This is a genomic window from Rothia sp. HMSC071F11, assembly GCF_001809115.1.
GTDB lineage: Bacteria > Actinomycetota > Actinomycetes > Actinomycetales > Micrococcaceae > Rothia > Rothia dentocariosa.
The window spans coordinates 75244-98016 of sequence record NZ_KV795730.1 but is presented as its reverse complement, the minus strand read 5'-3'; the positions used below and the strand labels follow the sequence as shown (position 1 = coordinate 98016).

The 22773-nt window shown below is 52.5% G+C and carries 19 protein-coding genes and 1 tRNA gene; 19 read left to right on the top strand and 1 reads right to left on the bottom strand.

Annotated elements, in window-relative coordinates; translation table 11 throughout:
- Window positions 1-91: 91 nt before the first annotated feature.
- The 5 genes from HMPREF2554_RS01425 (at window position 92) to HMPREF2554_RS01405 (ending at window position 6353) form a co-directional block, all read left to right on the top strand.
- The gene (locus HMPREF2554_RS01425) at window positions 92-1303 is read left to right on the top strand and encodes a glycosyltransferase (RefSeq protein WP_070553676.1); all 1212 of its coding nucleotides are present in this window, start codon (window positions 92-94) and stop codon (window positions 1301-1303) included.
- A 72-nt stretch (window positions 1304-1375) separates the two neighbouring features.
- Window positions 1376-1449, top strand: a tRNA-Ile gene (locus tag HMPREF2554_RS01420).
- 217 nt (window positions 1450-1666) lie between these two features.
- Complete coding sequence (locus HMPREF2554_RS01415; protein ID WP_070553674.1) at window positions 1667-3022, top strand: hypothetical protein; 1356 nt, start codon at window positions 1667-1669, stop codon at window positions 3020-3022.
- Window positions 3023-3269: 247 nt separating this feature from the next.
- On the top strand, window positions 3270-4268 hold the full coding sequence (locus HMPREF2554_RS01410; protein WP_246825963.1) for a Yip1 family protein: 999 nt from the start codon (window positions 3270-3272) through the stop codon (window positions 4266-4268).
- 12 nt (window positions 4269-4280) lie between these two features.
- A complete protein-coding gene (locus tag HMPREF2554_RS01405) occupies window positions 4281-6353 on the top strand; it encodes a hypothetical protein (RefSeq protein WP_070553669.1) in 2073 nt (690 codons plus the stop codon).
- Between the two features lie 101 nt (window positions 6354-6454).
- Here HMPREF2554_RS01405 and HMPREF2554_RS11145 read toward each other — a convergent pair whose 3' ends face one another.
- On the bottom strand, window positions 6455-6931 hold the full coding sequence (locus HMPREF2554_RS11145; protein WP_246825962.1) for a murein hydrolase activator EnvC family protein: 477 nt from the start codon (window positions 6929-6931) through the stop codon (window positions 6455-6457).
- A gap of 815 nt (window positions 6932-7746) precedes the next feature.
- On the opposite strand from HMPREF2554_RS11145, the gene rpsB reads away from it, so the two are divergent.
- The 14 genes from rpsB to HMPREF2554_RS01335 all read left to right on the top strand — a co-directional run bounded on the left by rpsB (window position 7747) and on the right by HMPREF2554_RS01335 (window position 22764).
- Complete coding sequence (gene rpsB / locus HMPREF2554_RS01400) at window positions 7747-8541, top strand: 30S ribosomal protein S2 (RefSeq protein WP_004006225.1); 795 nt, start codon at window positions 7747-7749, stop codon at window positions 8539-8541.
- Between the two features lie 131 nt (window positions 8542-8672).
- Window positions 8673-9503 carry a translation elongation factor Ts gene (gene tsf, locus HMPREF2554_RS01395; RefSeq protein ID WP_004006226.1) on the top strand — a complete coding sequence of 277 codons (831 nt, stop codon included), beginning with the start codon at window positions 8673-8675 and terminating at the stop codon, window positions 9501-9503.
- Between the two features lie 376 nt (window positions 9504-9879).
- A complete protein-coding gene (pyrH, locus tag HMPREF2554_RS01390) occupies window positions 9880-10623 on the top strand; it encodes a UMP kinase (protein WP_004006227.1) in 744 nt (247 codons plus the stop codon).
- A 201-nt stretch (window positions 10624-10824) separates the two neighbouring features.
- A complete protein-coding gene (frr, locus tag HMPREF2554_RS01385) occupies window positions 10825-11382 on the top strand; it encodes a ribosome recycling factor (protein WP_048778680.1) in 558 nt (185 codons plus the stop codon).
- A 9-nt stretch (window positions 11383-11391) separates the two neighbouring features.
- Entirely contained in the window at window positions 11392-12270 is an 879-nt protein-coding gene (locus tag HMPREF2554_RS01380) for a phosphatidate cytidylyltransferase (protein ID WP_048753052.1), read from the top strand.
- 90 nt (window positions 12271-12360) lie between these two features.
- Window positions 12361-12954 carry a DivIVA domain-containing protein gene (locus HMPREF2554_RS01375; protein ID WP_004006230.1) on the top strand — a complete coding sequence of 198 codons (594 nt, stop codon included), beginning with the start codon at window positions 12361-12363 and terminating at the stop codon, window positions 12952-12954.
- A gap of 62 nt (window positions 12955-13016) precedes the next feature.
- The gene (gene dxr / locus HMPREF2554_RS01370) at window positions 13017-14345 is read left to right on the top strand and encodes a 1-deoxy-D-xylulose-5-phosphate reductoisomerase (protein WP_070553667.1); all 1329 of its coding nucleotides are present in this window, start codon (window positions 13017-13019) and stop codon (window positions 14343-14345) included.
- A 136-nt stretch (window positions 14346-14481) separates the two neighbouring features.
- Complete coding sequence (locus HMPREF2554_RS01365; protein ID WP_070553664.1) at window positions 14482-15915, top strand: M50 family metallopeptidase; 1434 nt, start codon at window positions 14482-14484, stop codon at window positions 15913-15915.
- A 226-nt stretch (window positions 15916-16141) separates the two neighbouring features.
- On the top strand, window positions 16142-17284 hold the full coding sequence (gene ispG, locus HMPREF2554_RS01360; RefSeq protein WP_080513870.1) for a flavodoxin-dependent (E)-4-hydroxy-3-methylbut-2-enyl-diphosphate synthase: 1143 nt from the start codon (window positions 16142-16144) through the stop codon (window positions 17282-17284).
- Window positions 17285-17427: 143 nt separating this feature from the next.
- Window positions 17428-18414, top strand: a complete 987-nt coding sequence (locus HMPREF2554_RS01355; protein WP_013398729.1) for a GNAT family N-acetyltransferase — start codon at window positions 17428-17430, stop codon at window positions 18412-18414.
- Between the two features lie 163 nt (window positions 18415-18577).
- On the top strand, window positions 18578-20395 hold the full coding sequence (locus tag HMPREF2554_RS01350) for a proline--tRNA ligase (RefSeq protein ID WP_013398730.1): 1818 nt from the start codon (window positions 18578-18580) through the stop codon (window positions 20393-20395).
- A 65-nt stretch (window positions 20396-20460) separates the two neighbouring features.
- Entirely contained in the window at window positions 20461-21126 is a 666-nt protein-coding gene (gene rimP, locus HMPREF2554_RS01345; RefSeq protein WP_013398731.1) for a ribosome maturation factor RimP, read from the top strand.
- A gap of 130 nt (window positions 21127-21256) precedes the next feature.
- Window positions 21257-22294 (top strand): transcription termination factor NusA, encoded by a 1038-nt coding sequence (gene nusA / locus HMPREF2554_RS01340; RefSeq protein ID WP_004006237.1) that lies wholly within the window; start codon window positions 21257-21259, stop codon window positions 22292-22294.
- 176 nt (window positions 22295-22470) lie between these two features.
- Window positions 22471-22764 (top strand): YlxR family protein, encoded by a 294-nt coding sequence (locus HMPREF2554_RS01335; RefSeq protein ID WP_080556871.1) that lies wholly within the window; start codon window positions 22471-22473, stop codon window positions 22762-22764.
- The last annotated feature ends 9 nt before the right edge of the window (window positions 22765-22773 follow it).

Genomic DNA, 22773 nt, shown 5'->3' with positions numbered 1-22773 from the left:
GGCCTATTTATGCTGAGGAACGCGATAACACCCGATAAAATAATGAAGAACACCCCATACACCTGAGAAGTCAGACCAAGGAGAACAGGCGATGCAGCAGGCAAAGAAGATCCTGATCGGTGCTGAGACCTATCCCCCCGATGTGAACGGCGCGGCACAATTTGGGCACCGCCTAGCGACCTCTATGCTCAAGCGCGGGCACGAAGTACACGTGGTTGCCGCAAATCCCAGCCGTGGACCTAGCTACCGAACCGTTGTAGAGGGCGGCATCGTCGAGCACCGTCTGCGTTCGCATCTGCCCCCCACTCATGAAACCAACCGCATCTGTATTCCCTGGGAAATCCACGCCGAGGTGGGTCGTATCCTTGACGAAGTTAAGCCGGATGTTATTCATGTGCAGTGCCACTACATTATCGGGCGCGCATTACTGAAGCAGGCACATAAGCGTGGAATTCGAGTTATCGCCACCAACCACTTTATGCCCGCAAATTTAGATCCATTCCTGCCGTTCCCGGAACCCATCAAAAAGGTATATGCGCACATTACCTGGGCGGATATGCGCCGTCTTTTCAAATATGCGGCGGTGGTGACAACTCCGACTCAGATCGGCGCCGATGCGATGCGAGATCTTGGAAGATTTACTCGCCCCGTCATGCCCGTTTCTAACGGCATTGAAATCAGCGACTACGAACTTGCTGAGGGTGCAGATTTGGGCAAAGCACCCGGCGAACTGCGTGTAACCTTCGTGGGTCGTCTTGCTGAAGAGAAGCACGTGGATGTGCTTATTGAGGCGCTCTCTCTTCTCCCCGAAGACCTTGACCACGTTCGCCTTGATATCGCCGGAGGCGGCGAGCTTCGTGAAACCCTCGAACAGAAGGCACGCGAATGCGGTGTTGAAAACCGAGTAACGTTCCGTGGGTTTGTTCCGGACGAAGAACTGCCGGGTGTTTACCAGAGGGCGGATATTTTCTGTCAGCCTGGGACCGCAGAGCTGCAGTCGCTTGTCTCCTTGGAGGCTATGAGCGCCTCCACCCCCGTAGTCTTGGCAAACGCTCTAGCGCTTCCACATCTCGTGGAAGAAGGCGTTAACGGATACCTCTTTGAGCCTAATAATCCGCAGGATTTGGCGGATAAACTTACAGCAATTCTTCGTCTACCTGCCGCTGAACGCGAGCAGATGGGGCGTGAGAGCCGCCGTATTGTGGAATTCCATAGTGCGGAGAATACCTGGCGCACTTTTGAGGAATTATATGTATCGGATGCCCCCTATGAGCGTTTTCTTGCTCAACGTTCTAAAAAATAAGGTGTGTCTAAGATTCGCCAAAACTGTACCCCTCAGGTACTCTAGAGACGTGGCTTACGCGCTAAGCCTCTAGGGGAGTTAGCTCAGCCGGTTAGAGCAGAGGACTCATAATCCTTTGGTCGTGGGTTCAAGTCCCACACTCCCTACAGACCCCGCTCGGTATGACTCATTTATTACATGTCGCCGAGCGGGGTCTTTTCGCTTTATATCGGGGTTCGAGTTACGCGAGTTAGAACAGAGAGCATAAACACGCTACATTAGATACGAACATTTGAGAGATAAAGTGTTTGCCAGCTACTTTTGAAAAGCACCATTTTCTCTCGGAACCCTGTTAGAGACTCCGGCTCACTCAAAAGAGGAATAATGACCACCGATAAATCCTGCATGAGAACGCTACACGGTTTATATGAGCGCCGCTTTCTGCGTTTTGCCACCGCGTTTACCCTCGCCTCTGTTCTTGGCGTGGCGGCACCCGTTCTTGCGCCGGTGCCTACATACGATCACGGCTCGGCCTTTCTGACAGCGGCTCGCGCAGATCAGCAGGATATTCCTTCGCCCCATGTTCGCAATCTTATTTTTGTGCTTCAGCTCAAGGAAGACGGCACCTTTGAGGGGCACTTGCTTCTCGGAGATTTTAAAGGTGAGATTGGGCAAAGCGAGCTTCAAGACCTAGATACCTATCTGGAGGCCGTCAAAGTTGATAACCAAAAGGTAGAGTCCGATATTCATTCGTATCAGCCGTATTTTGTGGGTAAAGATGCTCTTATCCCGAAAGAAGCGCAGGGTCGGCACGTAGCATTTACTGCGAATAGCATCGACCAGGTTAATAGAGACCTCGAACAGCTTCTCGGAACCAAGAATAATTCCATCTCTTTCAGTGAGTCCACAGGAGAAAATCAAGAGCTTTTATCAACCGCGAATGTGCATATTGATTGTGCCGGTATTTGTGATGCGAGCATGTCATCCCCGCCATTGGGGCTTGTGGCAGCGCCCGCATCCTGGGGTAAGAGCGGCGACGAAGCTCTGTACAGCGTCAACGAGGCAGCAAAATACGATTCTGGTACATCTTCGGTTGTTAGCTATACGATGAGCCGCCGAGTGGTTCCTGAGAAATTTTCAAGCACTTTCTACATCAGCTCCGAGTCTTCTTTGAGTGCGAGCTTCCAATATACCTTTAGCCCGCTCGACGCAATGCTTTTTAGCCGGAGTATTAATGAGATCTTTGGTGCCTCTAATACAAAGACCGGCGAGCAGAATATGGAGCGTAATGAGCAGGGCATAGGGCGTACCTTTACTACCCGGATCAGCAATATCAAAGTTCAAGATTTCCAACGTTTGCTCAACAACTATATGCCCGGCAGCGAGGTAAGTCTTGAGAAAGGTGAGAACGACCAGCTGACGTTGCGTGCCAAGCTTGTTGCGGATGCTAAAGTCACCGATAGATTCAGTGGCGACAGTGAATATATTGTGGTGGCGCCGGACGGTATGGCGGTTGTAAATCCTCCTGCTAATACTGTTGTAGATCAGTCCGATGGGGCAATTCATGTGCGCGCCAAGGGTATTAACACCGCCACAATGGAAATTCATATGCAGAAGGCCCCCCGCAACTATAGGCCAATTATGATTGCTGGGATTGTCGTAGCATCCCTGCTCATCGTAGTGCTGATCTCTATTCCCATCGTGGTGACTCGTCGCGTGAAGAAATTAGAAGAAGAATAAATACCTTATTTTCTGAAGATATGACGAATTATCGTGAGTAGAGGCGAGATTTAAGGTAGGGTAAAAAGTAACCTCGCATGCACACGCGAGACATCGCCGATAAACACACGGAGTACTGTTGCTCCAGCGCCTTCTTCCTGGAATAAGGCTTAGCCACGAGATCTTCAGACTTATCTGGTTTCTTGAAGCAACGTCCCGAGTGTATATCGGCTTGTTGCATAGGAAAATCCGAGATAAGGATCAGATGATGAGTGAGAATATTCCGCAGTCCGGTCAAGGTCAGCCACAACATCCTCAAGGTTATGGCAATGACGGGTACCAGAACCCCAACCCCGCTCAACCGTATGGGAACCCTAATATGCACCAGTCTGTACCTCCCCAGGAGCAGGGCGGACAATACCAGCAGGATCCTAATCAGTTTGGAAACCCGGTTCCGGGTGCTCCGAACCAGCAGATTCCCCAGCCGAACGGGTTTAACCCGCAAAACCCTGCACAGCCTCAGGGAGACCCACATGCTGGTTTCGCCCAGCCAGCAGCACCGGCAGCGCCAAACCCTTTCGCTGAAGCTCTCAAGAATGTTTGGGGCAGCTTCCTTGATGTCTTTAAGAGCCAACCGGGCGACGCACATAAAAGACTGCAGGACAGCCAACCTTGGGGATGGATTATCGCTGTAGCAGCACAGTCCTTCGCAGGCTCTTTGGTCATTACGCAGCTGGTCAGCGGTCTTCTTGGGCTTTTCTACATGTTCCGCGGTTCATTCTACGGCAGCCGGGGGAGCTCCTCTCAGGGAGGAAACTTCGGGCAGACCGTCATGATTTTCCTAATTTTCTTTGTCGCAATTTTTGCGATTCACGTTCTGCGCGGCTTGCAGCTCATGCTGACCGCTCGTATCGGAAAAGTTCAGTCGAGTTTCAACGACTGCATGAGCGCGGCAGGTGTTGCGGCTCTTCCTTTGGCTGGCTCCTATCTTCTGCTCTACCTCTTTGTTCTTCTCACGGTGGGTACAAATGGGAAGAACTTTGCAGAGAACCCCATCCTGACGATATATCTTCTGGTAGCAATCTTTGCGTTTTCGATTGTGATCGGTGAGTCTCTTATCTACCTGGGGCTGAATCGCCTGGGCCGTTTTGAGAAATCGCCTGTGTTAATGCACGCTCTTCTTACAACTGCATGGGTTATTGTGGCCATCATCGTATACAACATTGCGTTCCAGATGATGCCTAACCCCATGGCATCAAGCCTCTAGGAGCATTGTAAGATGAGCCAGCTACTACAGCAGCGCTCGTCAAGACGGCAAGGAAGACTTGGGTTCCTTGCCGTCTTTCTGACGATTCTAGCGCTCATTATGTCTGCCTGTGGTGCAAAAGTTGAGACAAATCTCGGGCTTGAAAATTCAGAGAAGGGCTCCCGCACCATTACAGTGTCTTTCAGCTTGAAAGATAATAAAGATTACCTCAAAGGCGACGTTAACGCTCTTGACGCTTCGATTAGGAAACACAAACCTCAAGAACTTGATTACGAGGGCATTCGAACCGAAGGTGATAACGCTCAGGCCACCTTCAAAGTGAATTTTAATAGCGTAGATGAGTACCGCACTAAAGTCTCTGCTATTTTGAGAGCTTCGAGTTTTGACAAAGAACCTCAGATTCTGATTAGCAACAGCAAAGACGGCTTGGTTCAGGGCGTTGAAGTTTCCGAAAACTTCACCTCGCAGGACCTTATCAAGTGGCTTCCCGAAGCACTTGTAACAGACGGCTTGGTCGAAGCAAAACGCAAAGACAACGTCCTGCAGTCAAGTGGGAAAAACAGCGTTACCTTTGAAGGTCGCGAAATTAAAACAACAGAGTCCTCTAGCGAGGTTCAAGCTAAAGACCTCAAAGATAATGGGTTTGATGAAGTTGTGATTGCAGTCGATAAGAAGGACGGTAAATATAACGCCAAGATTGTCTTTCTCGCAAAAGAGATCATGGTACCTGACCGGGTAAGTGCTGTAGACACTTATCTTAACTCGGTGAAACCTGAGGGAGCTGAGCTTACCAAGGGTATTGACGAAGAAATCGCCAAAAAGTCTTACCGGAGCTTACCGTCCACGCAATCTGGTAAAGATGAAAGCGGTCGCAACTTAAAATTTACTGCCGATTCTTTCGAGGATCTCAATGCTAAACTTCAAAAAATTCTGGGTACTCAAGAGACCGCGTTAGAAAGTTCCCAAGAAGTTAAAACTGATTCTTCTGGGGCGAAGATCATTGAGCATGTAACAGGTTCAGTTGATTGCAGCCGTGTGTGTTCACCGGGAACCAACTACGGGGTGAAGTTTAGCTTCTCTGACGACGGTAAAAATTTTGACCAGGACTACGGCTCGTCGAATAGCTCAAGCTCAAGCGCATCCGCGTCGGATAGGGTAATAAAAGTCAACCTAAAGAATTCGCGCACGATTCAGCCTGAAAGCCTAAACGTGAATTCTGCGCTGGGTATGGACGGTTCTGTTGAAGCGAAGTTTGAACTTGCTTTTAAGAGTTCTGATGTCGCGCAGGCTGGGGATGCCCTTAAATCTTTCGTTCAAGGGTCTGATGAGGCTCAAGCGACATTCGAGGAACGTACTGACGGCGATAATACGATATATTCAGCAAAGATACGAGGCAAAGATTCTGCGGAATTCAATACCCGTATTGGTAATTACCTACCCGGTTCTGAAATGACGATTCATCATCCTGGCGGGGTTAATCTTTTCGGGGCAGACTATACGGTTTCGCCCAAGTTTAACCTGCAGGAGCGTTTTGGTCAGCTACAGCCCAAAAACTACGATTTCAAGTTTGAGCTCCCCATCATGAGCTCGGTTAAAACCGATGCTCTGCAGGGAAGCAACTCTATGTTTGGTCGCCAAGATTCACATCTCTCTGGCGACGGGCGTAACGTTAGGGTTAATAGCTCAGAGGGTTATGTCAATACCTCATCCCTCACCATTCCAGCGCATGGGTTTACCATGACGGACTTTGTGGTGGATGCTATTTTGCTCGGTCTGCTTCTGCTGATTCTGTTGGTGCTCTTCATCTTCCGCAAGCGCATTCGTCGCGCAAGCCAGAAGGCACGCGAACGCCGAGCTGCACAGCAAGCGGCGCAGCCGACAGCAGCCTACACAGCTTCAGACTCGGATGTTCTCAATTACGGCGACGATTCGCCGACCGTTGCGTTCTCGTCCGGAAGCTCCTATGCGGCTGAAATGGACGGTACTATTCCGCTGCCCGCCCAACAGGCTCCTATCCCGAAGCATGATGCAAAGTCACAGCAGAAACCCATTTCGGGTGATAGTGATCAGGACTTTTTGCAGTAGTGCCGTGCCATAACGTATAGCAAAGCAGAGACCTGTTGGTCAGGCACACAGTGAGCCCCGCATCGTGCACGATGCGGGGCTCACGACATATAGGTAATATTTCAGGCTTTGAAACTCTCGTCAATGGGAAGTAGTATAGTCGGTTCTGCTGGTCCCAACAGAAGCATAGGGTTAATATATTCTGCGTTTTTGCCGCTTCCGTTCTTGTGGTCGCCGCCGCGCCGAACGCTCCAGTAAAGGCATGTGGTAGAGCACCGAGGTTTTGCGGGATGCGCATCCACCCGAGCGATAATCTGCCCCGCCTGAACGTGAGTACCGACTGGCAGAGGATCGGTGACAGGCTCGAAACTCGACCTATACCCGTTCGGATGCTCAATGACTACTACCTGTCGATCGACGACAGTTCCCGAGAAAACTATGGTTCCAGGCGCTGGAGCGCGTACTTGGTCCTGTTCTGTTGCCTCAAGATCGACTCCGCGATGCCCTGCCGACCACCGCTGACTGGGCTTGATAAAGGCATGAATGACATGAGGTTTTCCAGATATAGGTGAAATCCATGAACGCGCAGAAGTGTGCATGATCTGTAGGGGACCGTGTCGGTACTTTATACCGCTGACGTATGGCCCGAAGCCTAAAGATAATGCCACGGTAAGGACTATGATCTGGATCGTTAAAACCCGCAAGAATATTGGAGAAGGCACCCAGACTTTTATAGGATGCCCTGAGCGCCAGCATGCTTGAAGAAACAGGGGAGTACGCCGCAGCGCAGATACAAAGTGTTGTCTGGACATCGTAAAAATACGTGCCTGTGCCGCCAGACCCGCGCGGTGCATCCACGCCCCTAACCAATCACATATCATTCTTCGAGCACACCACAGTCGAAGACGCATAAAGATATGTACAAGGCTGTACTGTGGAAAACTTACCCTTTCGGGACATTTTTATTCGATATCCACAGACGGTATTTAGCGTTTTCGTGAAAAACAGGTGAGACGGTTCAGCGTTTTTCACAAACCTCCAAAATATGAAGACTCGTGATTCTACGGATTCAAGTGAGGTAGTAGCAAAAATTTTTATAAAAAACCACGCTTATCCGGGAGAAAAGCTCACGGTACTAAAGACTTAAGACCCAAATATCAGGTATAATCTTCTATTGCAGTGTGCCTAGCCTGGTAACGGAAAGGCCCGCTGACGACGCGTGGCGTGAGCACCTGGAACCTAAATACCAGGTGATAAAAGACCTTCGGTCCGCTTAGAACAAGCGGTCAGGGCTTGAGACACGGGGCAACCCGAATGTCTAATCGCCACTAGGATAAACCGATAACTACTATGCGCGCGTGTGGCTAGCCCGAGATGGGAGGTCAGCGCGGCACCCTGATATAAAGGAGACGACATGCCCGTCGTAACTATGCGTGAGATGCTGGATTCCGGCGTTCACTTCGGTCACCAGACCCGCCGTTGGAACCCCAAGATGAAGCGTTTCATCCTCACCGAACGCAACGGCATTTACATCATCGACCTGCAGCAGTCCCTCGAATTCATCGATAAGGCTTTTGAGGCTGTTAAATCCACCGTTGCACACGGCGGCAACATTCTGTTTGTGGGTACCAAGAAGCAGGCACAGGAAGTTATTGCTGAGCAGGCTACCCGCGTGAATATGCCTTACGTTAACCACCGCTGGCTTGGTGGTATGCTCACCAACTTCTCCACCATTGCTAAGAGCATTGAGCGTATGAAGGAACTTGAGCAGATCGACTTTGACGATGTCGCAGGTTCACGTTACACCAAGAAGGAACTGCTCTTGATGCGCCGCGAGTTTGAGAAGCTCGAAAAGACTTTGGGTGGTATCCGTAACCTGAGCAAGGTTCCCTCCCTCGTATGGGTTGTTGATACCAAGAAGGAGCACCTGGCGGTTAACGAGGCTCAGAAGCTGGGCATCCCCGTGGTAGCTATTCTTGACACCAACTGTGACCCTGACGAAGTCGCATTCCCCATCCCTGGTAACGACGATGCGATCCGTTCCGTCAACCTGCTCACCCGTGTGGTGGCAGACGCTGTCGCTGCAGGTCTCATTGAGCGTAATGCTAAGAAGACCGGTAAGGCAGAGGCTGCTGAAGAGCCTATGGCTGCGTGGGAGCGCGAACTGCTAGAGCAGCACGAGGCAGCTCAGGCGGCTGAAGCTAAGTAATCTTTAGCTTTTCCACGATGGGAAAAGCAGTACGGACGGTACCTACCCTGTGGCGGGTAAGGTGCCGTCCGCTCATAGCTCATGGGCGTTATCACGTTCACATCTTAAATTAAGGAAAAAGAGGAGTTCACATGGCGAACTACACTGCAGCAGACATCAAGGCACTGCGTGAGAAAACCGGCGCAGGTATGCTCGACGTCAAGAAGGCTCTCGATGAGGCTAACGGCGACCAGCAGAAGGCAATGGAGATTATCCGTGTGAAGGGTCTGAAGGGCGTCACCAAGCGTGAAGGTCGTGCAACCGCTGAAGGTCTGGTTGCCGCTCGCGTAGAAAACGGTGTTGGCTACATGGTTGAGGTCAACTCTGAAACCGACTTCGTGGCTAAGTCCGAACCCTTCATTACCTTCGGGCGTAACGTGTTGGAGGCTGCTATCGCGGCTAACGCATCCACTCTGGAAGAGCTACAGGCTGCATCCTTCGAGGGTAAGACCGTTGAAGAGCTCACCACCGATGCTGCCGCCCTGCTGGGTGAGAAGGTCGTGGTGCGCCGCGTAGCACGCGTTGAAGGCGAGAATGTGGCAGTTTACCTGCACAAGACCTCTAAGGACCTGCCCGCACAGGTTGGTGTTCTGCTTGCTGTTTCCGGCAATAACGTTGATGAAATTGCGCACGACGTAGCAGTCCACATCGCAGCGATGAGCCCCAAGTACCTGGATTCTGAGTCTATCCCGGCTGACCAGGTTGAAGCTGAGAAGCGTGTTGCACGTGAGACCGCAATCGCTGAGGGCAAGCCCGAGAAGATTCTGGATAAGATCGTTGAGGGTCGTCTCAAGGGCTTCTTCAAAGAGAACACCCTGCTTGACCAGGACTTCGCAAAAGACACCAAGAAGTCTGTGGCACAGGCTCTCTCTGAGGCTGGCGCAACTGCTACCGGTTTCGCACGTTTCCGTGTTGGTGCCTAGTTTCTAGGAGCTTTCCTCAAGCAGCCAGCCTTTATCTGAGGCTATACGCTAAAGCCGGATGCTTGCCCTGTGAAGGGTGAGCATCCGACTTTTTTGCATAAATATTGTGCAGGTCGCGCACCTAGCGAAAAGAAAGTTCCAGAGCCTATTTTCTGTATAGATCATCTTGCAGATACAGTGTTGACTTGAGGTTTTATAGGGTTTTATATGCCCGGAGCATTGAGTCTCTCAATCTCTACGCCTTCTGGTATGCCGAATGAGGGAGAAAAATATCGAAGGGTGTACCACAGACAGTGTTCCCGTAGCGTATCCTTGATAAGGACTATTGAGTGTTCACCCCGTTATCAGCATAAGTTTTATCCGTTGGAGGGTATTTATGACCGACTCGCACACGCACCCAATCCATCGAGACGACACCGGTCGTCGCCGTGTTCTACTCAAGCTCTCAGGCGAAGTTTTCGGTGGGGGAGAAGTTGGTATTTCGACCGGGGTTGTGCGTAATATTGCACAGCAGATTGCAGCAACTGTGGGTAAGGTAGAGACCTCCATCGTGATTGGCGGCGGTAACTTCTTCCGTGGCGCCGAGCTTTCACAGGCAGGTATGGATCGTTCCCGCGCAGACTATATGGGCATGCTCGGTACCGTGATGAACTCTCTGGCTCTTCAGGATTTTTTGGAGCAAGAAGGTATTGATACCCGCGTACAGTCTGCTATTACTATGCCGCAGGTTGCAGAAACCTATATTCCTCGCCGCGCTATTCGCCATATGCAGAAAGACCGTGTGGTTATTTTCGGCGCCGGTGCTGGTCTGCCCTATTTTTCGACCGATACCGTAGCTGCCCAGCGAGCCTTGGAAATTCACGCTGACGAAGTTTTGGTAGCAAAAAATGGTGTGGACGGCATCTACACTGCCGATCCGAATAAAGACCCTCAGGCTGAGCGCCTGTATAACCTCACCTACGATGAAGCTATGCAACGCAATATTCGCGTGTTGGATCAGACCGCATTCTCCCTATGTCGCGATAATAACGTGACGATGCGCGTCTTCGGCATGCAGGGCGAAGGTAACGTAACCCGCGCTATTCTGGGGGAGAAGATGGGTACTCTTGTAACCCGCTAAAGAAACGTTATGCCGTTATACTCCTCGCATTAGAAGTCGTTCAACAGCTTAGCCATAAGGAAAAAACGGTGAGAAGTCGCCCGAGATAGTCTCGGGCGACTAAACTATAACTAGGTCGCGGTTTGCACCGTTTGGTGTTTCCCGTAGCCGTAGCTACCAAAATCGGCATGAGCCGACTTCCCCTATAAAGGAGATTCCGTCGTGATCGAAGAAACCCTTGCCGAAGCCGGCGAGAAGATGGATAAGACCATTGAAGCTGTCAAAACAGAATTCGCCAAGGTCCGCACCGGACGTGTGAACCCTGCGATTTTTAGCTCTATTACCGCAGACTACTACGGCGCGCCGACTCCATTGCAGCAGCTGGTGTCGTTCAACGTTGAAGATGCCCGTACGGTTAAGATTGTTCCATTTGATGTGAGCGCTTTAGCTGCTATCGAAAAAGCAGTGCGTGACTCTGACTTGGGTGTAAATCCCAGCAACGACGGTGCCGCTATCCGCGTGGTTATGCCCGAGATGACCTCTGAGCGTCGTAAAGAATACATAAAATTGGTCAACCACAAAGCCGAGGAAGCTCGCGTTTCGGTACGTAATGTGCGCCGCCATGCTAAAACCGTCATTGATAAGCTTGTGAAAGACGGCGAGATCGGTGAGGACGACGGTGCCCGTGCCGAAAAAGAGCTTGATGCCCTCACTAAGAAACATGTAGATACTATCGATGAGCTCTACAAGCACAAGGAATCTGAGCTGCTTGAGGTTTAAGGCTCAGAGATGAACACACGAGAAGATACGGGGGATAAGAAGAGCGAAACAGCCCCCGCCCCAGGGAAAACAGCATCCCGAGCGGGGCGCAACTTACCCGCCGCTATCGGCGTAGGCGTAGCATTCGGCGCGGTGCTGACTACAGGGCTTTTCTTTCCTCCGTTTCTTGTGCTTCTCTGCGCGATCTCTACCGGGCTGGGAAGCTGGGAGCTTGCCTCCGCACTCAACAAAAAACGCGACTACAATTTACCCCTAACCCTGGTGACGGTGCTGGCTCCGATCCCCACAGTCTCAGCGTATATTTGGGGGTTCACTGGTTTGGGGATCTCCTGCGTTGCTGTCGCCCTAGTACTTGCTTGTGTCACCTTGGTGGTACCCAGGAAACGTACAGCCTCACGGTATAAAGTTTTGAGGGGTCTCATTCTAATTTTGGGATGGGTACCCTTGACCCTCGGAATTTCGATGGTGTACTTTAGCACCGAGCGCGGTTGGGCAGGCATCCTGATGATCCTTCTCATGGCAGTCAGCAACGATACTTTCGGGTATATTGCCGGTGTTATATGGGGTAAACATCCTATAGCACCTACCATTTCTCCAAAGAAGAGCTGGGAGGGCTTTGCCGGTTCCTATCTTGGGTCTGCCGTGGTAGCGTGTATCGCTCTAAGTATTTTGGGGCAGAAATGGTACTGGGGAATACCGCTCGCTGCGGTCATGGTTATCGCCTCTACGGCGGGTGATCTTGTAGAATCTGTTTTTAAACGTCGAATAGGCATCAAGGATATGTCAAATATCCTGCCTGGGCACGGCGGCATGATGGATCGTCTGGACTCGGTACTTTTTGCGGCCGCGGTTGGGTGTTTGATTTTTACCTTTGTGCTTCCTCTCTAGAGCGGAACACAGGATAGCGAAAACTTTATGCGTAGGGTACGCACACGAGCTGCTCACGTCGTGTGCCCTGCCTGATGATAAGGAGAATCCTTGGCAACGAATACTAGTCGTACAGATAACGGCTTCGGCCGTGCGGCAGAACTCGAACCTGGTTATAAACGAACCGAGGTCGATCGTCTCTTTGCTCGACTAGCCGAGGATTACGAACAGCTAAGCGGCGCCGTACAGCAGCACGCTAATATCTACACGTCGCGGCTTATTCGCCAGGTTGTTTTTCGTACCGAGCCCGGCGGCTATGCGGTAGGGGACGTCGATCGCGCCCTAGAGCGTATAGAAGAACGTTTTGCCAAGCTGGAACGCAGCCGTTATATCGAACAGTACGGTTTAAGCAATTGGGAGCTGTCCCTCGTAGACGCGGGTGAGCTTCTGGCACAGCGACTAGAGCGGCCGGATGGTGAACGTTTTCGCCGCCCCTCTAAACGCAAACACGCTGGGTATTTTGTGGGTGATGTTGATAAGGTATGCCATCATATCTATGCTCAACTCAATAGCGAAGAACCGCTTGATACATCCGTTATTCGTAACGCCGTCTTTAGGTCTGCGACCGGCTCGGTGAGCTATGAAGAAACCCAGGTCGATGCCTTTATGGATCGCTGTATCGAGCTTATCCAAGATCTGACCTAAGACGTTGCTGGCAGCCGCAGAGCTTTCTGAGACCGTACCGACAGCATGCGATACTAGTAAACATGAAGTTTGGTTCCTCTACCCGGGTTGGGGGCTCCCGCGAAAGCCTTACCGAAGCTCTTAAACACGGACTTTGTGATGCTCGAAGGGTTACTTTACTCGGTTCCACCGGGTCTATCGGCACCCAAGCAATACAGGTTATCGAGCATCTTGCGCGTCTTGCGGGCACTACCGTCGATGCTGAGGATGCACCGCTGAAGGTTGCAGCTCTCAGCGCCGGTTCACGCTCTCTGGAATTATTAGCACAGCAGGCGGTTCAGGTACGCGCCGAGCTTGTTGCCACCAGCGGCACGGCGCAAGATGCACAACGGTTGCGAGAATACCTCGATTCGGTCGCCCGCAGTGTGGGCATTAGCGGGTACAGCCCGCGCATCGTCTGGGGAGAACGTGCCAGCGTTGAGGCGGCGGCGCATCCGGCGGATGTGGTGCTCAACGGTATTACCGGATCTATCGGTTTAGAACCCACACTGACCGCCCTCAAAACGGGACACCGGGTTGCCCTTGCGAATAAAGAATCTTTGATCGCGGGTGGACCGCTTGTGCGTGCTGCCGTCGATGCCTCACCGTTAGAAACCCCGATGGTTCCCGTGGATTCGGAACATTCGGCTCTTGCCCAAGCGTTAGCCAGCGGCACCGACGCCGAGATAGACCGGCTGATTCTCACGGCCTCAGGTGGACCTTTTCGAGGATATACCCGTGACATGCTTTATGACGTTACCCCACGGCAGGCGCTGGCGCATCCTACCTGGGATATGGGGCTGGTGGTCACAACCAATTCGGCAACTATGGTGAATAAGGCCCTTGAGGTATTAGAGGCACACCATCTTTTTGGGGTTGATCTTGACCGCATTGATGTTGCGGTACACCCGCAGTCGATTGTGCATTCGATGGTTCAGTTCGTAGACGGCGCGACTATTGCCCAGGCATCCCCGCCGACCATGCTTCTGCCTATTGCTTTGGGGCTGACGTGGCCGCATCGCATTCCGCAGGTAGCGGCTCCCTGTGATTGGACTCAGGCGCAAACATGGACTTTTGAGCCGCTTGATTCGACGGCTTTCCCTGCTGTGCAGATGATTAAAGAGGCGGGCAAGCGGGGCGGAACCTTTCCCACCGTTTTTAACGCTGCTAATGAGGAAGCGGTTAGCGCTTTCCACGCCGGTAAAATTCGGTTTACCGATATTGTGGATTCCGTGGCGCGTGTTTTGGAGGCGCACGCCGCCAGTAGCGAGGTTACGGCTGAAGCCGACATGAGCTTAGAGGCTGTTCTGAACGCCGAAGCTTGGGCACGCGCATACGCTCGTGAGCTCTGCACCACGAAAATGCCGTCATAACCATCACGAAGGTTTTCCCCACGCGGCGCATAACCTGAGCGCCACGTACCCTATAATTTCACAGCTTAGGGGAGTACCCTAGAAACTTCGCGGGAAACCGCTTGAGAACCCGTACCTTTTGTTGCGAAGGAGAAACGTGGAGATTCTGCTCTACGCCGCAGGCGTCATCATTATGGCGATAGCTATTGCATTGTCTATTGCTCTGCATGAGGTGGGACACCTGGTACCTGCGAAACTCTTTAAGGTGCGTGTACCGCAATATATGATCGGTTTCGGAAAAACTATTTTTTCGTTCCGCCGCGGTGAAACTGAGTACGGGTTTAAAGTCATTCCTTTAGGCGGATATATTTCGATGATCGGCATGTATCCGCCTGCGCCCGAGCATGAGGAACGCGCGAAACGGGCGATGGAGCATCCCGCAGAGGGGAACGCCGAGGGTACCACTGGCATGGAGGAAGAACACGAACCCGAGCTCGAAACTCTTCGCGCCGGAACTACCAGTCCTTTTGGGTCTTTGGCGAATGCGGCCCGTGAGGCTGACTTAGAGCGCCTGAAACCCGGAGATGAAAATCGTCTGTTTTATAAACTTCCCGTGTATAAACGCATGATTATCATGCTGGGCGGGCCTAGCATGAACTTGCTCATCGGGATCGTATGCACCGCCATTCTTATCTGCGGTTTTGGAACCCTGTCTGCAACTAATAAAGTGGCATCGGTTTCCGATTGCGTGCCAAAAGCAACGATCACCGAAGACCGTATCTCATATTCCGAATGTACTGACTCTTCGGCACCATCTCCCGCGAAAGCGGCAGGACTGCGTAAAGATGACCGTATAGTTGCTATCAACGGCAACCGTACGAGCACCTGGGAACAGGTTTCTTCTAACATTCGTCAGGCAGGGAATAATACCGTAACCGTCACTATTGAACGCGATGGTTCTGAGCAGCAGCTCACCATGACCCCGGCGCTTTTGGAGCGTCCGGTCGTGGATGAAAAGACCCGAGAATATGTGCGTAACGACGATGGGTCATTCAAGATGATGACCGGCGGCTTTATCGGTATCTCACCAACTTCGGAGATGGTTCCAGGCTCGTTGGGCGATGTTATGCCCAATGTGGGCGACACTCTGGGACGTATTGCACATTCCATGTGGTCGCTGCCGCAGCGCGTATGGGAGCTGGGAGTAAATCTCTTCTCTAATCAGGAACGCGATGCGAACTCCCCGGTATCCGTAGTGGGGGTAAGCCGGATTGCTGGTGAAGTGGCCTCGACAGACCGTATCGATCTGAAAGCAAAAACTGCGACCTTAGTCTCGCTGATAGCCGGAATGAACCTGATGCTTTTCGCCTTCAACCTACTTCCGCTTCTTCCCCTGGACGGAGGGCATGTTTTTGGTGCCCTGTGGGAGGCAATTCGACGTGGCTTCGCCAAGCTTACCCGCCGTGCCGATCCCGGTCCGTTTGACCCGGTCAAGCTTCTGCCGCTTACCTATGTTGTAGCAGGTGCTTTCATTCTGATGTCCATTGTGATTATTGCCGCCGACTTTATTAAACCCCTGCGACTGTTCTAAATGGCGGAGCAAGCTATGCACCGCATAGCGTCTAGTGAGGATCGTGTACGCAAACGAATTGTGAGCGGGACTACCGCTTTTTCATCTCATCGTGATATTGCTCGCGGTTAGGGTATCCGTATTAGTGGTTCTGCGCGCGACGGTGGCACAATAGGAAGCTGAGCGGCGCATCCCGCGCCCCAATTTTTATGACATTTGGAGGATTGCCTTGTCGGTTAGCCTTGGTATGCCGAAGCCTGCCCCTGCGGTTCTTGCGCCCCGCCGCAAGACCCGTCAATTCAAGGTAGGTGCCGTGGGTATCGGTTCCGAATCTCCCATTTCGGTACAGTCTATGACGACCACCAAGACCCACGATATCGGTTCGACCCTGCAGCAGATTGCCGAGCTAACCGCCGCCGGATGCGATATTGTGCGCGTGGCATGCCCGACCGATAAAGACGCTGAGGCACTACCCATCATCGCAAAGCAGTCTAATATTCCGGTGATCGCGGATATTCACTTTCAGCCCAAGTACGTGTATGCGGCTATTAAAGCCGGATGCGGCGCGGTGCGTGTGAATCCCGGTAACATTCGTAAATTTGATGACCAGGTAAAAGAGATCGCCGAGATGGCTTCAGATCACGGTACCTCTATCCGTATCGGCGTGAATGCTGGTTCGCTCGATAAACGTCTGCTCGAAAAATATGGCCACGCCACCCCGGAGGCGCTGGTTGAGTCCGCTGTATGGGAAGCCTCTCTTTTTGAAGAGCACGGGTTCCGCGACTTCAAGATTTCCGTTAAACATAACGATCCGGTGGTTATGGTTGAGGCATACCGGCAGCTTGCCGCACGCGGCGATTGGCCTTTGCACCTAGGCGTAACCGAAGCAGGTCCCGCATTCCAGGGAACCATCAAGAGTTCGGTAGCATTCGGTACCCTCCTCTCTCAGGGGATTGGCGATACGATCCGTGTTTCTCTTTCGGCCCCTCCGGTGGAAGAAGTCAAGGTGGGAACCAAGATTCTGGAATCCCTTAACCTGCGCCCGCGCAAGCTCGACATTGTTTCGTGCCCCTCATGCGGTCGCGCCCAGGTGAATGTGTGGGAACTCGCCGAAAACGTGACCAAGGGCTTGGAGCATATGAAGGTTCCGCTTCGCGTCGCCGTGATGGGATGCGTGGTGAACGGTCCAGGCGAGGCACGTGAAGCAGACTTAGGAGTGGCGTCCGGTAACGGTAAGGGACAGATTTTTGTGAAAGGGGAAGTCATTAAAACCGTTCCGGAAGATCAGATCGTGGAAACCCTTCTTGAAGAGGCAACCCGTATTGCCGCCGAGATGGAAGCTTCGGGGGAGTATGTGCCCGAAGGCGCCCCCGCTGTTACCGTCAAATAGTACGGCTGTACCTCGTCCGTAGCGTTGAATATAAACGCGACGAGTCTGAAATCTCTAAGCGCCTCGCCTTCAACGGACGCGGGGCGCTTTGCTATGACACATTCAAAACCGCGATAGCTCTCTCGTTAGATAGAATCGAAAGCGTGCTCAAAAAGTTTTTCTCCTCATCCGCCCCCCAAGTGGTAGCTCTCGATCGGCGCGATGCAGATGCCCTCGAAGAGCTTCTCTATGCGGATACGCTGGGGAACCTCTACGCTATTGAGCATTACGATATTTACGGGCTGCCGCCAGCATCAGCATCCGGAGCACGCCTGACGGGGAATAAGCTGCCAGCACAGTATCGCGGATTCGTGGGGATTTACGAAGATGGCATCTTGCTGAGCGCGCTGTTGCTAGGTAGCAATACCGTTCCCATCTGGTTACCTGACGACGATCGAATGCGCTCACATGCCGAGGTTTTTGCTCACCTCATTTACCGTTCTCGGGGCAGCATTGAGTCTCTTTTTGGGCCCAGTGAATGTGTGCTTCCAATCTGGGAGCACTTGAGGAAACGCCTCGCGAGTCCTTTCTCTGTTCGAACGATACAGCCGCTACTGTACCTGCCCCCAGAAACAAATCTATTCTCACTCTATTCGGCCTCTCTGCCTGAACTGCCCGGCTATCTACCCTCGTTACAGTCGGTTCCAGAGAGTCCTGGAGGATATGTGCGCTGTACTGTTCTGTCAGATTACGATGATGTTCTGCCCGCCGCAGCCGCTATGTTCCATGAGGAAGTCGGTATTGAACCCATCGCACGGTACGGCAGCAACTACAGAAACCGTGTACGGTCGATGGTATCCGAAGGCAAAAACGTGATTGTCACTAACGATCTCGGCGCGGTGGTCTTCAAAGCTGATCTGGGTATATCGCATCTGGACGCTGCGCAGATACAGGGCGTTTGGGTGCACCCCGACTATCGCGGTCTGGGGCTTGCGGCTCCGTTTCTTGCTGCGGCCTGTGAGCTTTTCCGAGAGAGGTACCCGCATCTGAGCCTCTACGTTAATAACTACAACGATCGGGCACTTTCTCTCTATCAGCGCACCGGATGGGAAGATATTGGGCAATATTCGACCATTATCCTTACTCGTTAGCGTCTGAAAATATACACGTTGGTTTTTTATACCAACTATGCTTCGCCTGTGAGCGCGGAAACCTATAGACTTGTTATATTATTCATCGCCGTTCGCCGCCGCTTTCGGGTTAAGGAATGTGGGATGCGGTGAAGGTCTAGCATCAAATCCAAGGAGAACACACATGGTACTTCGCTTGTCCAACCTCTTCGTGCGGACCCTGCGTGAAGATCCTGTAGACGCTGAGGTAGCAAGCCATAAGCTTTTAGTGCGCGCAGGTTATATTCGTCGTGCCGCTCCTGGCGTGTATACCTGGCTGCCCTTGGGTTTGAAAGTTCTGCGCAAGGTAGAAAATATCGTGCGTGAAGAAATGAACGCAATTGGAGCCCAAGAAGTTCTCTTCCCGGCATTGTTGCCGCGAGAACCCTATGAGGCGACTAACCGGTGGGAAGAATACGGTGATAATCTCTTCCGCCTGCAGGACCGCAAGGGTGCCGATATGCTTCTGGCGCCCACCCATGAGGAAATGTTCACTCTGTTGGTGAAAGACCTTTATTCCTCCTACAAGGATCTGCCGCTGTATATTTACCAGATCCAGAATAAGTACCGTGACGAGGCGCGACCCCGCGCCGGTTTGTTGCGTGGGCGCGAATTCGTCATGAAGGATTCCTACTCTTTTACTGTGGACGACGAAGGCTTGAATGAAGCTTACGAGGCTCACCGAGCCGCTTACCAGCGTATTTTTAACCGCTTGGGATTAGACACAGTCATCGTGACCGCGCAATCGGGTGCTATGGGCGGTTCACGCAGTGAAGAGTTCCTGCATCCGACCCCTGTAGGTGAAGACACCTTTGTGCGTTCAGCTGGTGGCTACGCCGCAAATGTGGAGGCAGTCACTACTGTTGTGCCTGCAGACATTGATTTCACGGATACGCCCGCAGCTATCGTGCTCGATACCCCCGAATCTCCCACGATTGAAACTCTTGTAACCCAGATGAATGACTTGCACCCTCAGGTGACCGGTGGTGAACTCACCGCAGAGCAGACGCTTAAATGTTTTGTGGGCGCAGTCATTACCCCCGCCGGGGAGCGTAAACTCTTTGCCGTGGGCGTACCCGGTGACCGCGAAGTTGATCTGGGACGCGTCGAGGTTAACATTGGTGCGCTCATGGGTATCGGCGGCGAAGTCGAGGTTGAGGCAGCTTCTGAGGAGGATCTAAAGAAATTCCCGCAGCTCGTCAAGGGCTATATTGGCCCGGGTCTTACTCTCGATCAGCCCATGTTGGGTGAGAATACCGAAGAGCGTCAAACTGCTACCGGTATTCCGTTTTTCGTTGATCCGCGCGTGGTTCGCGGTACCTCGTGGGTTACTGGTGCTAACGAGCACGGCAAACACGTGGCAAATCTCGTTTACGGGCGGGACTTTAGCGCAGACGGTACTTTGGAAGCGTGTGAAGTACGCGAAGGCGACCCAGCACCGGATGGTTCCGGACCGCTTATTGCCGCACGCGGCATTGAGATGGGACATATCTTCCAGCTTGGTCGTAAATACGCCGAGGCACTGGGGCTGAAAGTACTCGATCAGAACGGTAAACTCCAGACCGTGACGATGGGATCTTACGGTATTGGCGTTACCCGTGCGCTTGCCGCAATCGCTGAGGGCAATCATGACGAGAAGGGTCTGATCTGGCCGCGTAACTTGGCACCCGCCGATGTGCACATCGTCATCACGAATAAAGACGCTCAATCCCACGAGTACGCAGAAACCTTGAGCGCCGAACTTGAAGGTGCCGGGGTGCAGGTGCTTTTGGACGACCGTCTGAAAACCAGCCCGGGCGTTAAATTCGGCGATGCCGAGCTTCTGGGCGTACCCACCATCTTAGTGATTGGTCGCGGGTTCAAAGACGGTACTTTGGAGCTCAAAGACCGGCGAAACGGAGAGGCACGCGATATTGCTGTATCGGATGCGGTGCGCGAAATCCTCGCCGAGATCCGGTCTTAGGTCCTATTCCCAGGCATAGACGCGTTCATCATCCTCGACAAGATTATCGAGAAGAGAAGGAAGATATGGCGTATAAACCTAAACGGTCCGGTAAGAAAGACGGCGCCCCCAATGCTCGCTCTCGGCGTGCCGCATCACGAACCGCCAGGGGTGTAACTCGTCCCTTCGAATCCGCAGGGGCAGAAAAATCGGTACCGGCAAAAATTGGGACACGCTCTCTACATGAGGACGAGGTAGGCGAAGCTATCAAACCTGTGCTCAGCGAGTTTTCGCTCGTGCTTGAAAGGATTAAGATCAGCGGTCCGGCAGCTAACCGAACGGTAGAAATTACCGTGGACTATATGGAAGATCGGACAGATTCTCTTTCTCTGGACAGCCTTGCGGAAATCTCGGGGGCTATCTCACAGGCTCTGGATAAAGCTGATGAGCATGATGAGTTCTTCCCCTACATGTTGGAGGTTTCCTCTCCTGGAGCTACCCGAGAACTTACTGAGCGCCGCCATTGGAAACGTGCTCGCACTCGACTTGTGGCGGTGACACAGACAGATGGCACGGAATACGTGGCTCGTCTTGACGAGATTACGGACGAAGGCCCTGTACTTCGGCGTAAGAAACAGACTAAGAAAGGGCAGAAGCAGACATACCATGACGCTGTGATTGTGCCCTGGGAAAATATTGGGCACGCTAATGTTGAAATTGATTTCAATTCTACTCAAGAGACTGTAGAATAGGTACAAAATAGGCTTTCTGTTTGTTTTTTCACACTCAACAAACATAAAGCAAACCGTTCGGGAGCCGGGGCGCAGAAAAAGCGTCCCGGCGCCGTGCTACAGGGAAAGGCTGAAGAGCGTGGACAACAATATGACGATCGACTTAGGCGTTCTGCATGCACTTGCAAAGCAACGAGGTCTCGTTTTGGAGGAACTGTTCTCGCTGGTTGAAAATGCTCTGGTGCTTGCCTATATGAAGCAGCCCGGCGCCATTAAAGGCTCCCGAGCCGTCATCGATCGAACCACCGGCGACTTCGCTATTCTTGCGCCGGAACTTGACGATGACAACCAGAAAATCGATGAGTTCGATGATACGCCCAATAACTTTGGGCGCATTGCTGCGGCGACGGTGCGTCAGGTTTTATCGCAGCGTCTGCGCGATGCCGAAGATGCATCCGTGCTTGGTGAATTTAAAGACCGAGAAGGAACCTTAGCATCCGGCGTTATTCAGCAGGGGAATAACCCCCGTATGGTTCAAGTCGATTTGGGAACTATTGAGGCTGTACTTCCCGCGAACGAGCAGGTTCCCGGAGAACAATATCCCCACGGAACCCGTATTCGTGCATATCTCTTAGAGGCGCGCCGCGGGCAGAAAGGGCCCTCGATTGTGCTCTCGCGGTCGCATCCGAACTTGGTGCTTCGCCTATTTGAGCATGAGGTTCCAGAGATCGCCGACGGATCGGTCAAGATTAACTCCATTGCTCGCGAGGCAGGACATCGCTCGAAGATAGCGGTAAGCGCAACGAACCCCAGTATCAACGCTAAGGGTGCCTGCATCGGTGATATGGGCGCTCGCGTGCGTGCTGTTGCCGCTGAACTTAATGACGAGAAGATCGACATTGTTGATTACTCGACGGACCCTGCAGAGTTTATTACGGCTGCGCTCTCGCCCGCTAAGGTGACCGAAGTTATTATTGCGGACCCCCGCGAATATTCTGCTCGTGCGATTGTCCCCGATGAGCAGCTTTCGCTGGCAATCGGGCGGGAAGGCCAGAACGCGCGCCTTGCCGCGAAACTAACCGGCTGGCGTATCGACATTTTGGCAGAGTCAAAATATGCTCAGATTCGTGCCGAAGAAGAGGTGGCTGAGCGAGTAGCCCGCAGCCTTGATTTAGACGAAAACGAGTAGTAACCGGTATTCTAGTAGGAGTACCCTGTAGCCCCTGAAGGGTCTTCCGCATTCGTGAAACCGAATACGGACGTGACCCAGATGAGGGGCTACACTTAAGATGTGCGTTTGGTGCGTGCACCTCAGTGGTGTGCCTAAACGACTGTGACAGTTTTGATGGGGAAGAGGGGAGAGCAATGAGTGAACCTCTCCGTACCTGTATTGGCTGTCGCCTCCGCGATAGTCCGCGGAATATGCTCCGTATCGTCCGTTTCGGCGGCGACGGAGAACGGATGCGCATCCTTCCGGATGTGCACCGCACCTTGCCCGGTCGCGGTGCGTGGCTACATATGCGTGAATCCTGCCAGCAACAGGCTTTTCGTAAAAATGCTTTCGCCCGCGCCTTTAAAGTTTCAATTGCTCGCGCAGACCTTATGGTTTTGACCGAATACTTCGCTCAGCGCAAGCCCGAAACTACGGGCTATGAGTGAAACTCACAT

Bases quoted from the DNA above. Each gene is read 5' to 3' on its own strand.
- HMPREF2554_RS01425 (WP_070553676.1), top strand. From the start codon at position 92: ATGCAGCAGGCAAAGAAGATCCTGATCGGTGCTGAGACCTATCCCCCC.
- HMPREF2554_RS01415 (WP_070553674.1), top strand. From the start codon at position 1,667: ATGACCACCGATAAATCCTGCATGAGAACGCTACACGGTTTATATGAG.
- HMPREF2554_RS01410 (WP_246825963.1), top strand. From the start codon at position 3,270: ATGAGTGAGAATATTCCGCAGTCCGGTCAAGGTCAGCCACAACATCCT.
- HMPREF2554_RS01405 (WP_070553669.1), top strand. From the start codon at position 4,281: ATGAGCCAGCTACTACAGCAGCGCTCGTCAAGACGGCAAGGAAGACTT.
- HMPREF2554_RS11145 (WP_246825962.1), bottom strand. From the start codon at position 6,931: ATGCACACTTCTGCGCGTTCATGGATTTCACCTATATCTGGAAAACCT.
- rpsB (WP_004006225.1), top strand. From the start codon at position 7,747: ATGCCCGTCGTAACTATGCGTGAGATGCTGGATTCCGGCGTTCACTTC.
- tsf (WP_004006226.1), top strand. From the start codon at position 8,673: ATGGCGAACTACACTGCAGCAGACATCAAGGCACTGCGTGAGAAAACC.
- pyrH (WP_004006227.1), top strand. From the start codon at position 9,880: ATGACCGACTCGCACACGCACCCAATCCATCGAGACGACACCGGTCGT.
- HMPREF2554_RS01380 (WP_048753052.1), top strand. From the start codon at position 11,392: ATGAACACACGAGAAGATACGGGGGATAAGAAGAGCGAAACAGCCCCC.
- dxr (WP_070553667.1), top strand. From the start codon at position 13,017: ATGAAGTTTGGTTCCTCTACCCGGGTTGGGGGCTCCCGCGAAAGCCTT.
- ispG (WP_080513870.1), top strand. From the start codon at position 16,142: ATGCCGAAGCCTGCCCCTGCGGTTCTTGCGCCCCGCCGCAAGACCCGT.
- HMPREF2554_RS01350 (WP_013398730.1), top strand. From the start codon at position 18,578: ATGGTACTTCGCTTGTCCAACCTCTTCGTGCGGACCCTGCGTGAAGAT.
- rimP (WP_013398731.1), top strand. From the start codon at position 20,461: ATGGCGTATAAACCTAAACGGTCCGGTAAGAAAGACGGCGCCCCCAAT.
- nusA (WP_004006237.1), top strand. From the start codon at position 21,257: ATGACGATCGACTTAGGCGTTCTGCATGCACTTGCAAAGCAACGAGGT.
- HMPREF2554_RS01335 (WP_080556871.1), top strand. From the start codon at position 22,471: ATGAGTGAACCTCTCCGTACCTGTATTGGCTGTCGCCTCCGCGATAGT.